Origin of the sequence: Plantactinospora sp. ZYX-F-223 (genome assembly GCF_039649625.1) — a bacterium.
Classification (GTDB): domain Bacteria; phylum Actinomycetota; class Actinomycetes; order Mycobacteriales; family Micromonosporaceae; genus Plantactinospora.
Genome location: NZ_JBDJAV010000001.1, coordinates 77,653 through 89,778, shown reverse-complemented (window position 1 = coordinate 89,778; position 12,126 = coordinate 77,653). Strand labels below are relative to the sequence as shown.

The window sequence follows — 12,126 nt, the reverse complement described above, 5'->3', positions numbered from 1 at the left end:
GATCACCGACCGGTGAAGTCGGGGCGGCGCTTCTCGACGAAGGCGGCCATCCCCTCCCGGCGGTCGTCGGTGGCGAAGAGTGCGGCGAAGAGCTGGCTCTCCCAGGCCAGCCCGGAGGCGAGATCCATCTCCAGCCCGCCGTCCACGGCCAGCTTCGCCGCCCGCAGGGCCTGGGCCGGACCGGTCAGGTACGGCCGGACCAGCGCCACCGCCTCGGCGTACACCGACTCGGCCGGGACCACCCGGTCGGCGAGGCCGATCCGGAGCGCCTCGGCGGCGTCGACCATCCGGCCGGACATGATCAGATCCTTGGCCCGGGCCGGGCCGACCAGCCGGGCCAGCCGCTGGGTGCCGCCCGCGCCGGGGATGATGCCGAGCTTGATCTCCGGCTGACCGAGCTTCGCGTCCTCGGCGACCACCCGCCAGTCACAGGCCAGTGCCAGTTCGCAGCCGCCACCGAGGGCGTACCCGGTGATCGCCGCGACCACCGGCTTCGGGATCCGGGCGAGCGCGCCGAGCGCGCTGGACAGGTCGGCGGCCCGCTCGGCCATGTCGACGTACGACATGTCGGCCATCTCCTTGATGTCCGCGCCGGCCGCGAAGACCCTCTCCCCGCCGTACACGATGACCGCGCGGATGTCCGGGTCGGCGGAGACCACGGTGGCGGCGGCGCGCAACTCCTCCTGAACCTGGGTGTTCAACGCGTTCATCGGCGGCCGGTCCAGCCGGATCGTGCCGATACCCTCGTTGGTCTCCACCCGGACGAAGTCGCCCACAGCCCACCTCCACGTCGAAGTCGCGAGGCTCACCCTAACGGGCGTTCTGCCGGCCGTGGCAGCTCGGTGGGGATTCGGGGCGGCCCCTGCGGGGTACCGTTTCCAGATACGCTGAGCACGTCGGACTCACCCCGAGCGGAACGGCGATGACCACGTACTACGACGACCGTACGATCCGGATCACCTCGGAGGCGATCCGCGTCGACGGTCGGGCCTATCCCCTGGCCGAGGTCGCCCGGGTCTGGCACGTCCGGGGCGCCCGCTCCTGGGGCACCCTCGCCGGCCGGGGCGCGCTGCTGGCCGGGCTCGCCGGCCCGCTGGTCGCCGCCGCCGTCGGCATCCTGATCGCGGTACGCCTGCACACCTCGCTCACCGCGACCATCGCGATCGTCGGCGCCTCCATACTCGTCGGGCTCGCCGCCGCACCGGTCGCCGACTATCTGCTGGAGCACGTCGACCGCAGCTACGCCCGGGGCGCGCACCGGCTGGAGATCTGGGCGCAGTGGCGCGGGGTGCCGGTCCGGGTGCTCAGCACCGCTGACGCGCTGCGGTTCGGCCAGGTCTACCGGGCCCTGGAGCGGGCCGTCGAGCAGGCCGCAGCCGTCACTCCCAGCCGCAACCGCTGACCGGCGGAAGCGCCGCGACACCCGCGCCATCACGCCGGGTGTCGTACCCCTCTCGTAACGTACCCGCCATGCCGAGTGCGGAGCACGAGTCCCCGGTCGCCCTGGCCAAGCTCGACCCGAGCCTGGTGGCCTGGTTGCTGAGGCACGTGTTCGACGTGAAGGTTCCCGACTACCACCACGCCCGTCCGCACGCCACGGACGTACGGGTGCTGGTCCCGCGCACCTACCACGCGGACAGCATGCTGCTCTTCTGCGACCCGACCGACCAGCCGCTGCTCGCGGTCGTACTGGAGATCCAGCGCGGCTGGGACTCCACGAAGCGACGCACCTGGAAGCTCTACGTGGCCCAACTCGAAGCCGAGTTGGATGTCGACGCCGCGCTGCTGGTCTACTGCCCCGACCTGCGGACCGCCCGCCGCTACCGCGGCCTCTTCGAGTTCGACGGGTTGAGCCTGGCACTGCGGCCGTTGATCTTCACACCCAGCGATGTCCCGCTGGTCGTGGACGTGGACCTGGCCCGGACCAACCCGGCACTGGCCGTGCTCTCGGCCATCTGCCACGGCCACGACGCCCAGGTGGAGGCCACCTTCCCGGCGCTGATGGCAGCGCTTCGCTCAGTCAATCCGAAGACCGCGATCTTGTATTATGACGTTGTACTGGCCGGGCTGCCGGCGGCGACCCGGACTCGTTGGGAGGCTTTCATGACCACCACTGCGAGGTACGAGTACCACAGCGAGTTGTTCCGGGAACTCGCCGCCAAACACGAGGAGCAGGGCGAGGCCCGGGGCGAGGCCCGGGCGATCCTGACCGTGCTCGACGGGCGAGGCGTGGCCGTACCCGACGAGGCCCGCGAGCAGATCCTCGCCTGCACCGACCTGGCCCAGCTCGACACCTGGCTGCGCCGCGCCGTCAACGCCACCACCGTCGACGACGTCCTCGGCGCATAGGCCATCGCCAGCGGGCGACGACGACTCACCGGTGGCGATCGTGGGCCGCACCCCGGTTGATCCGGCATCCATTGATCTAAGTTCTTGACCCTCTTCCGCCTACCCTCCTACTGTTGCCAGCAGGTTTCGTGCGCGGATCGGCTGCTGCGCGGCGGTGTCGATCCGTCCCGCAGCGGCGCGAGGAGACACGATGGCGACATTCCCGTCCGGCCCGTCCGTTCCGCCCGCAGCTTCCCGCTCCGCGCCCCACACGCTCGCCCGGCGCCGCCTGCTCGGCGGTGCCGCGTACGCGGCCGGCGCACTGGCCCTGCCGGCAGGGCTGGCGGGCTGTGAGAAGCCGACCGAGGACGGCAGCGGCGGCGGCACGGTGACCCTCGGCTCCAACTACTCGGACGAGGTGCCGAAGAAGGCGCTCGCCGAGGTGCTCGCCGGCTCCGGGCTCGACGTGAAGATCAACACCGTCGACCACAACACCTTCCAGGAGAACATCACCCGCTATCTCCAGGCGACCCCGGACGACGTCTTCAGCTGGTTCTCCGGGTTCCGGATGCAGTACTTCGCCGCCCAGGGGCTGGCCACCGACATCTCCGACATCTGGCAGTCGATCGGCGGCGACTTCTCCGCCGCGATGAAACAGGCGTCCACCGGCACCGACGGCAAGCAGTACTTCGTGCCGTTCTACTACTACCCGTGGGCGATGTTCTACCGGAAGAGCGTGTTCCAGGAGAAGGGCTACCAGGTCCCGAAGACCTGGGACGATCTCAAAGCGCTGGCCGCGAGGATGCGCTCGGACGGGCTGATCCCGATCGCCATGGCCGACAAGGACGGCTGGCCCGCGATGGGCACCTTCGACTACATCAACATGCGCAGCAACGGATACGACTTCCACGTCAACCTGATGGCCGGCAAGGAGTCCTGGGAGGACAGCCGGGTCAAGCAGGTCTTCACGCTCTGGCGGGAGCTGCTGCCGTACTGCCAGCCGGGGGCGAACGGGCGGACCTGGCAGGAGGCGGCGCAGTCGCTGGGCCAGAAGCAGACCGGGATGTACCTGCTCGGCATGTTCGTCGGCCAGCAGTTCCAGGGCGAGGTCGCGGCCGACATGGACTTCTTCCCGTTCCCGCAGATCGTCGAGGCACACGGGCAGGACGCGGTCGAGGCGCCGATCGACGGCTTCATGATCTCCAGCAAGGTGAAGAACGTCGACGGGGCGAAGGAGCTGCTCCGCTATCTGGCCAGCGCCGAGGCGCAGAACGCGTACCTCAAGAGCGACCCGAACAACGTCGCCACGCACAACGGCGCCGACACCAGCGGGTACAGCGCGTTGCAGCGCAAGGCGGTCGAGCTGGTCGGCGGGGCGAAGCAGATCTCCCAGTTCCTCGACCGGGACACCCGGCCGGACTTCGCCTCCACGGTGATGATCCCGTCGTTGCAGAGCTTCCTGAACAAGCCGGACGACATCGACGGGCTGTGTAGGCGGATCGAGTCGCAGAAGAAGACCATCTTCGCCTCCTGAAGGCGGTGGCGGTGACACCGACTCCGACGGCACCGCCGGTCGAGGCTGGGCGGGCGGGGGACGTACCCCGGTCACCGGCCCGGCGTCGACGGCGCCGGATCGGCCGGTTCACCCCGCGCGACATCGCGGTGATCGGGCTGCTGCTCGGCCTGCCGCTGCTGCTCGACCTGGCGCTGATCTGGGGCCCGGCGCTCGCCTCGATCGGGCTGTCGTTCACCTCCTGGGACGGGCTGGGCGAGATCCGGCCGGTCGGGCTGGAGAACTACGTCAACATCGTCAGCAACTATCCGCCGTTCTGGCCGGCGGTCCGGCACAACCTGCTCTGGCTCGCCTTCCTCGGCCTGGTCGCCACCCCGTTCGGGCTGTTCCTGGCGGTGCTGCTGGACCGGGAGATGCGGTTCACCCGCTTCTACCAGACCGCCTTCTACCTGCCGGTGGTGCTCTCCCTGGCCGTGGTCGGCTTCCTCGCCCAGCTCATCTTCTCCCGCGACTACGGGGCGGCGAACGCGCTCCTGGGCCGGACCGACAACCCGGTCGACTGGCTCGGCGACCCGTCGATCAACCTATGGTCGGTACTGCTGCTGGTCGGCTGGCGACACGTCGGGTACGTCATGCTGCTCTACCTGGCCGGACTGAAAGCCGTCGACCCGGCCCTGAAGGAGGCCGCCGCGATCGACGGGGCGAACGAGGCGCAGACCTTCTTCCGGGTGGTCTTCCCGACGCTGCGCCCGGTCAACGTGATCGTGCTGGTGATCACCGTGATCGAGGCGCTGCGCGCGTTCGACGTCGTCTACGCGATCAACCGGGGGCGCAATGGTCTGGAACTGCTCTCGGTGCTGGTCACCGACAACATCGTCGGGGAGGCCAGCCGGATCGGGTACGGCTCGGCGATCGCGGTGATCCTGCTGCTCATCTCCACCGGCTTCATCGCGGTCTACCTGGTGCAGGTCTTCCGGCGGGAGGACGAGGCGTGAGCAGCGACGGGGTCCGGGTGCGGGAGCGGGTCGCTACGGGACGCCGGACGGCGGTGGCCGGCGGCCCGCGCCGGAGGCGGCCGGTGAGGCCGTGGCGGGTGGTGGTCCGGGTCTTCCTCTGGGCGATGGCGCTGGGCTGGCTGGTGCCGCTGCTGCTGCCGCTCTACGCCTCGCTGCGGCCGTATGCCGAAACCGCCGCCGAGGGCTATTTCTCGCTGCCGAAGACGCTCAACTTCGACTACTACGTGCAGGCGTGGCAGGGCGGCAACCTGCCCCGGCACTTCCTGAACACCCTGCTGGTGGCCGTACCGGCGGTGCTGTTGACGCTCTTCTTCGCCTCGTTCGTGGCGTTCCTGATCTCGCGACGCCGGCTGCCCGGCGGCAAACTGCTGTTGATCCTCTTCACCGCCGGCAACCTGCTGCCCCAGCAGGTGGTGCTGACCCCGCTCTACCTGATGTACACCAAACTCCCGCTGCCGTGGTGGATGAGCTGGCCCTCGGAGCTGGTCTACGACTCGTACTGGGGGATCATCGCGATCCACGTGGCCTTCCAGACCGGATTCTGCGTCTTCGTGCTGAGCAACTACATGGACACCATCCCGCGCGAGCTGATCGAGGCGGCCACGGTGGACGGTGCCGGGGTCTGGCGGCAGTACTGGCGAGTGGTGCTGCCGCTGGTCCGGCCGGCGCTCGGCGCGCTCGGCACCCTCGAATTCGCCTGGATCTACAACGACTTCCTCTGGGCGGTGGTGCTGATGTCCACCGGCGACAAGTTGCCGGTGACCAGCGCGCTGAACAACCTGCGGTCGGTCTACTTCACCGACTACAACCTGCTGGCGGCCGGGTCGATCCTGGTCGCGCTGCCGACGCTGATCGTCTTCTTCGTGCTGCAACGGCAGTTCGTCGCCGGGCTGACCCTCGGCGCCAACAAGGGCTGACCCGAATCCGACCGAGCGGGGCGGTGGCGCTCACACCGGCCGCCACGCTTAGCTGGAACGGTGACGCTCTATTACCGGGACGACACGGTACGGGTTACCTCCGAGACCATCCACGTGAACGGGCGCACCGTGCCGGTCGCCGAGGTGTCGTACGTCTGGCATGCCAGAGGCCGGGGTACGGCCCGGACCCGGGGGCGGCTCGCCGGCCGGGGCGTACTCATCTTCCTGCTGTCGATCCCGCCGCTGGTGGTGATGGTCTGCGTGCTGTCGCTGGCGTACTCGGCCCAGGACCGGGGCGAGTGGCAGCTCGCCGCGATCGTGCTGGCGGTCTGTGTCGTCGGCGCGCTGGCCCTGTTCCCGTTCCTGGAAGTGCCGCTGTACTGGCTCGACCGGTCGTACGAACGCGGCGCGAAGGTGCAGGAGTTGTGGGTGCAGTACCGGGGTGAGGAGGCCCTGCTGCTGCGCAGTTCGGACGCGCTGCGGTTCGGCCAGATCTACCGGGCGATCCAGCGCGCCATCGAACAGCACAGCGGCGACCGCTGACCCGAAGCCAGGGCTGAGCACCGCTCGCGCCGGCCTCGTTCGGTGCGAGAACGACAGACCGGGAAATTGCGCTCCGAATCACTCACCCGCGGATATGACTCCAGGTCGGTCAACGCCATCGACGCCCCCCAGATACCAGGGCAAATCGAGGTGGACAACGTCGCCGGGCCTCGTGGGCACGCGGTCCGGCTCGGGAGGGGTCCCCGGGAGTCCGGGTTAGAAACGGGTGGACAACCGAGCCCAGCATCAGGAGCCGATGATGAGTGTCTCTACCGACGCCACCGGCGTGGCCCGCAGGATCTCGTGGCAGACCGGATGCGCGCTGCTCGCCGTACTGCTCTCGACGGGCTGCGGCGCACGGCGCGACAGCGGCGTAGCGGAGAACCCGACCAGTACCGCCGCATCTCCGGTCACCACCGCTTCGCCAACCCCCAGCCCCGCTCCCGACGCCACCACCCCAGCTCCGATCCGGGTCCGCGCCGCCGCCGACGGCCGGCGCTACGCGGCCTGCGCGGACGGCACCTGCGAGGTGGCCGTGACCAAACCGGTCCGGATCAGGGTGGACGGCGGCACCTTCTCGGTGACCAAGGTGAAGCGGGACGTCCAGCTCGACTTCAAGCTGACAATGCCGACCGGTGCCGGCGGATCCGGCACGTTGAAGAGCTGCGGCGTGATGAAGTTCTATCTCGGCGGCGGCGGAGGCGTGGTCACCTGCGGCGCCGACGGCGTACCGGAGCGACCGGAACGGGAACCCGGAGCGTTGTTGGTGCAGTTGGCCGGCTGGACCTCCGACGGTGCCGGCGTACTGCGCCTGGTGTCGGGTTAGGCCGGGCGGGGGCCGTACCCGGAAACGGGGGGCGGTGCGGAACTTCCTGCCGACCGATCGGGCCCGGCCGTCGCGGCCGGGCCCAGGCCCGTGCCCTGGCGGCGTCGGGTGCGCCGGACGGGCTGCCGATGGTCGGGGCGGACTGACTACAGTCGGACGGTAGACGGCCCGGTCGATAAGACGGCTTTCCGTGATCGTGTCGACGGCCGCACCGCACCGCGCCACGGCACCGGGGAGGCAGGAGTTGAAGCCGCTACTGCCGTCCGACCCGGACCGTGTCGGCCCGTACCATCTGGTGGCCCGGCTGGGCGCGGGCGGAATGGGCGTGGTCTACCTCGGACACTCACCCGGTGGCCGGGCGGTCGCGGTCAAGGTCGTCCGGGAACGGTTCCACAGCGACTTCGAGTTTCGGGCCCGGTTCCGGCGCGAGGTGGCCGCCGCCCGCACGGTGACCGGCGCGTTCACCGCGTCGGTGCTGGACGCCGACCCGGAGGCCGCCGCGCCGTGGCTGGTCACCGCCTACCTGCCGGGTCTGTCGCTCCGGGAGGCGGTACGGGCCGAGGGACACCTGCCACCGTTGGCGGTACGCCTGCTGGCCGCCGGCCTGGCCGAGGCGCTCGTCGACATCCACCGGGTCGGCCTGACACACCGCGACCTGAAGCCCGGCAACGTCATGCTGACCGCCGACGGCCCGCGGGTGATCGACTTCGGCATCGCCCGACCGGAGGACGCCACCGCGATCACCCAGGTCGGCTCCATCATCGGCACCCCGGGGTTCATGTCACCGGAGCAGGTCGCCGGTGGCGTGACCGCGCCGCCGAGCGACATCTTCTCGCTCGGCGCGGTGCTGGCGTACGCGGCGACCGGTCGGGAACCGTTCGGGTCCGACGCGACCGTGGCCACGCTGTACCGGGTACAGACAGCCCAGGCGGATCTGGACGGCATCCCCGATCCCTGGCTGTCGGACCTGATCACGACCTGTCTGCGGGTGGTACCCGGGGAACGGCCGTCGGCCGCGCAGTTGTTGCACCGGCTCGGCGCGATGGCGAGGGCGGTGGCGGGTACCGGATGGTTGCCCGCGTCGCTCGCCGAGGAGATAGACCGGCGTACCGCCCAGGCCCGCCACCTGTCCCGGCCGCCGACGGCCGGAGCCATGGCCTCCGCGCCGAACGCGGCGGCGCCGCCGGCTCCCCCGCGGGGAAACCCCCTCGCAGCCGGCCAGAACGCCCCGGCACCGGACGAGAGCCACCCCGGCCGGGCCGGGAATCCCGCGGCTGAGAACACCCGGGACCCGGACGAGCACACGTGGGAGCCCGGCGCGCAGACCCGGGACCCGGGCGCGCACACCCGGGAGCCGGGCTCGGCAGATCCGGGCGCGGAGGTTCCGGGTGCGGCAGTTCCGGTGGAAGCGGCGGTCCCGGGTGCCGAGGTCGGGTGGCCGGCGGCCGGGGCGGCGGGGCCGGTGCAGCTCCGTACCCCTGCCGGCAATCGACGGCTGGACCGCCGGTACCTGCTCGGCGGTGCCGTCGGCGCGCTCGCCGTCGCCACCGGCGCCGGGTTCCTGATCCGCGGGCGAGGTTCGGACCGAGCCGCCCCGACCGGTACGCCCGCCCCGTCCAGCGCACCGCCGACCCCGACCGTCGCCCCACCTACGGCGGTACCCAGGTGGAAGGCGAAGGTGAGCGCCTACTACCCGGAGCTGTTCACCGCCGGTGGCGTGGTGCTGGCGAAGACCCAGGAGCAGGAGTTGTACGCGCTGAACGCGCGGACCGGCCGGACCCGCTGGAAGCATCCCGCGACCCTGCTCGGCACGGTCGCCGGCGGCCTGGTGCTGGAGGCGCAGAACACCAATCCCCGGCTGACCTCCGTCGACCCCGTCTCCGGCGCCACCCGATGGAGCTATCGGGTGCGGTTTGGCGAGTTTCCACTCTGGCCGGTGGTCGCCGGATCGGTGCTGTGTTGCGGTCGCAATCCGATCAGGGCCCTCGGCGTACGGGACGGTCGGGAGCGTTGGGCGGCGCGGATCGGCGAGATCAACAACCTCGCCGCGGGCGACGGAGTCGTCGTCGCGGCGAACGACACCGAACTGATCGCCTTGAACGCGAAGACCGGGCGAACCCGGTGGCGGTGCCCGATGGACTACGCGTTCTACCTGCTGGTCGGCGAGGGACTGGTCTTCGCGATCGACCGCAACCGCGCCCTGCACGCGGTACGCGTCGACACCGGGACGACCGCCTGGCGGATAGCGACATTCGGCGGCAGTTCACCACCGCAACTGGGCGGCGGCACGCTCTACGCCACCGGGGGTCGCGGCGAGGTCTTCGCACTGAACGCCGCCACCGGTGAGCCGCGCTGGTCCCGGAGCCTGGATGCCGACAGCGCGGTACGGCTCTCCGGTGACACGCTCTACGCGGCGAGCACCGACCGGATGCTGTACGCACTGGACACGGCCGACGGCCGGCTGCGCTGGACGTACGAGGCGAGCATCGTCCAGCCGCCGATGCTGGCCAACAGCGGACTGGCGGGTATGTCCGGGCTGGTGTTCGTCGGCACCAGAGAGGGGTACGTGGAAGCCCTGACCCCGCCGACCGGAGTCGCCGGTGCGACCGCTTGAGCAGCACGATCCGCGAGTGATCGGGCAGTACCGCATCCTTGCGAGGATCGGCGCGGGTGGCATGGCCGTCGTCTACTTCGGACGTTCGATCGGCGGACGGGCGGTGGCGGTCAAGGTGATGCACGCCGAGTTCGCCGCCGACCCGGCGTACCGGGCGCGCTTCCGGGGCGAGGTCGCCGCCGCCAGGAGGGCGGGCGGACGGTACAGCCCCGGGGTCCTGGACGCGGCTCCGGACGCCCCGCGCCCCTGGATGGCGACCCAGTTCCTGCCGGCGGTGTCGCTCCGGGACGCGGTACGCCAGCTCGGCCCGCTGGCTCCCGACGCGGTCTGGCCGCTGGCGGCCGGCATCGCGGAGGCGCTCACCTCGATCCATGCCGCCGGCATCGTGCACCTGGACCTGAAGCCGGCGAACGTGCTGCTGACCGCCGACGGCCCACGGGTGATCGACTTCGGGATCGCCACGGCCACCGGACCCGGCGCGGCAGTGCCGGACAGCACCCGGGCCGGCTCGTGGGGATTCCTCTCCCCGGAGCAACTGGCCGGTACGCCGGTCGGTCCGGCGAGCGACGTCTTCTCGTTCGGCGCGACGATCGCGTACGCCTGCACCGGCGCCCCGCCGTCCGGGATCGGGCTGGCCGGGCTCGCCGACGACGAACTGCGGACGCTGATCGCCGGCTGCCTGCGTCCCGATCCCGCCGCCCGGCCCCGCCTGCCCGAGCTGACCGGTCGACTGGCCTCGGCCGTCCGGGGGCGGCCGGCCGGTGCCGCCGGGCTGCCGCCGGCCGTGACGGCCGAGATCGACCTCCGGGCAAGCGAGGCGGAGAACCCGCCGCTCCCGCTGCCCCCGGTGCCGACGTCCACGCTCGGAGCCGGCGAACCGCAGCCGCTCGGACGCGGGCCATCCGTCGTTGTCCGCGCGCACCCCCGGTCAGCGGAGGGGGCAGCGCCGGAAGCCGGAGGCGTGACCGATCAGCCGGGGCCGGTGCGCCGGGTGGACCGGCGTGCCGTGCTGCTCTCCGGTGGGGTGCTCGCGGTGGCCGGCGCCGCTGCCGGGCTGCTGGCGCTGCTCCCGGACGAGCCCGAGGCGGGGGCGACGACGCCACCGCAGCCCAGCACCCCGCCCGTGCCGCCGCCGGCCAGCACCGTCGCGGTGCGCCAGACCCGTACGCTGGAGTTCTACGTCTTCGGCAGGACCACGCTGAAGTCCCTGACCATCACGGTCAACGGCGAGGCGGTGACGGTACGCAACGTGCCGCTGCCGTACCGGCGGACCGTCGAGATATCGATGGCGGAGAACCAGACCACCTGGCGGATCGACTACCGCATCACCACCGGCAACCTGAGCTGTGTGGTCCTGGTGGACGGCGTCGAGCGCTACAACGGCAACGGCTCCACCACGGGTGCCGAGACACAGAGGTCCGCGAACGGCAAGGTCTGATCCGGGACCCCTCCCGGGCCCGGTCGCCTACCGTGGCGTCGTGGGTGCGCGAGGGGAAGGAGACGAGCGGTGACGATGTCGTTTCCCAGGTCGTCCGGCAAGGTCAGCCTGCTGTCGAGGGAGACCGGCAGCCTGGCTCGCGGGCTTCCGCCGGCCCGGCCGGAGACCCTGTTCGTGCTCGGGGTCAACGGCGGGATGAGCGTCGCCCCGGACGCCGGTTTTCCGCTGGTCTTCGGGCGCAACGAGCCGCAGGTGCACGTCTGCGTCGGTGCCGGTGACCCGCACGTCAGCCGGCGGCACGGGATCATCACCCGGGAGCACTCGCGCTGGGTGCTGAACAACATCGGCCGGCTTCCGATCCGGTTGCCGGGCTCGTGCCTGGTGCTCGGCGGCGACCGGGCGGAGCTGCCGCTCGGCTACACGCCGCTGTTCATCGTCGGCCCGCGCCAGGATCACCTGCTGGAGGTCCGGGTCGCCGCGTCGACCTCGCGGCCGGGCGCCACGGACGGGCACGAGGCCGAGACGCGGGACCGCGAGCGATGGGAGCTGAGCCCGGTCGAGAGGCTGGTGCTGGTCTGCCTCAGCCAGCGGTACCTGCGGCACGAGCCACAACCGCAACCGCTGACCTGGGCTCAGGTCGCCGCCGAGCTGGGCGCGTTGCAGCCGACCGAGGAGTGGAGCTGGCGGCGGGCGGCCCACATCGTCGCCAAGGTCCGCACCCGGCTCAGCCGTACGGTCCCGGGGCTGCTGGAGAAGGAGATCCCGCCGCCGGTCGGCAACACCCTCAACCACAATCTGATCAACGAACTCCTGGTCACCACGACAATCACCAGGGCCGATCTCGGGCTGCTCGACGAGGAAGCGGCGCAGCCGGCACCGCCCGGATGAGCCAGCGGGCGGCGGCGAGGTCAGCTCCCGCAAGGTACCGCTC

Annotated in this window: 11 protein-coding genes; 10 read left to right on the top strand and 1 reads right to left on the bottom strand. The window is 71.2% G+C overall.

From position 1 onward, the window contains the following. Window positions 1–2: 2 nt before the first annotated feature. On the bottom strand, window positions 3–776 hold the full coding sequence (locus tag AAH979_RS00340; protein WP_346256146.1) for an enoyl-CoA hydratase-related protein: 774 nt from the start codon (window positions 774–776) through the stop codon (window positions 3–5). A 146-nt stretch (window positions 777–922) separates the two neighbouring features. Between AAH979_RS00340 and AAH979_RS00335 the strand changes: the two genes are divergently transcribed. The 10 genes from AAH979_RS00335 (at window position 923) to AAH979_RS00290 (ending at window position 12,083) form a co-directional block, all read left to right on the top strand. After that, window positions 923–1,402, top strand: coding sequence for a DUF6232 family protein (locus AAH979_RS00335; protein ID WP_346256145.1), 480 nt, complete (start codon window positions 923–925; stop codon window positions 1,400–1,402). 68 nt (window positions 1,403–1,470) lie between these two features. Next, window positions 1,471–2,349, top strand: a complete 879-nt coding sequence (locus tag AAH979_RS00330) for a hypothetical protein (RefSeq protein WP_346256144.1) — start codon at window positions 1,471–1,473, stop codon at window positions 2,347–2,349. 190 nt (window positions 2,350–2,539) lie between these two features. Beyond that, entirely contained in the window at window positions 2,540–3,862 is a 1,323-nt protein-coding gene (locus AAH979_RS00325; RefSeq protein WP_346256143.1) for an ABC transporter substrate-binding protein, read from the top strand. An 11-nt stretch (window positions 3,863–3,873) separates the two neighbouring features. Then, window positions 3,874–4,836, top strand: a complete 963-nt coding sequence (locus AAH979_RS00320; protein ID WP_346256142.1) for a sugar ABC transporter permease — start codon at window positions 3,874–3,876, stop codon at window positions 4,834–4,836. Further along, window positions 4,833–5,774, top strand: coding sequence for a carbohydrate ABC transporter permease (locus AAH979_RS00315; RefSeq protein WP_346256141.1), 942 nt, complete (start codon window positions 4,833–4,835; stop codon window positions 5,772–5,774). The genes AAH979_RS00320 and AAH979_RS00315 overlap by 4 nt, the downstream gene beginning before the upstream one ends. A 60-nt stretch (window positions 5,775–5,834) precedes the next feature. Beyond that, window positions 5,835–6,317 carry a DUF6232 family protein gene (locus tag AAH979_RS00310; protein ID WP_346256140.1) on the top strand — a complete coding sequence of 161 codons (483 nt, stop codon included), beginning with the start codon at window positions 5,835–5,837 and terminating at the stop codon, window positions 6,315–6,317. 259 nt (window positions 6,318–6,576) lie between these two features. Further along, window positions 6,577–7,143, top strand: a complete 567-nt coding sequence (locus AAH979_RS00305) for a hypothetical protein (protein ID WP_346256139.1) — start codon at window positions 6,577–6,579, stop codon at window positions 7,141–7,143. Window positions 7,144–7,387: 244 nt separating this feature from the next. Next, window positions 7,388–9,757, top strand: coding sequence for a PQQ-binding-like beta-propeller repeat protein (locus AAH979_RS00300; protein ID WP_346256138.1), 2,370 nt, complete (start codon window positions 7,388–7,390; stop codon window positions 9,755–9,757). A 16-nt stretch (window positions 9,758–9,773) separates the two neighbouring features. Then, a complete protein-coding gene (locus tag AAH979_RS00295; protein WP_346256137.1) occupies window positions 9,774–11,195 on the top strand; it encodes a serine/threonine-protein kinase in 1,422 nt (473 codons plus the stop codon). A 69-nt stretch (window positions 11,196–11,264) separates the two neighbouring features. Next, window positions 11,265–12,083 carry a hypothetical protein gene (locus AAH979_RS00290; protein ID WP_346256136.1) on the top strand — a complete coding sequence of 273 codons (819 nt, stop codon included), beginning with the start codon at window positions 11,265–11,267 and terminating at the stop codon, window positions 12,081–12,083. The last annotated feature ends 43 nt before the right edge of the window (window positions 12,084–12,126 follow it).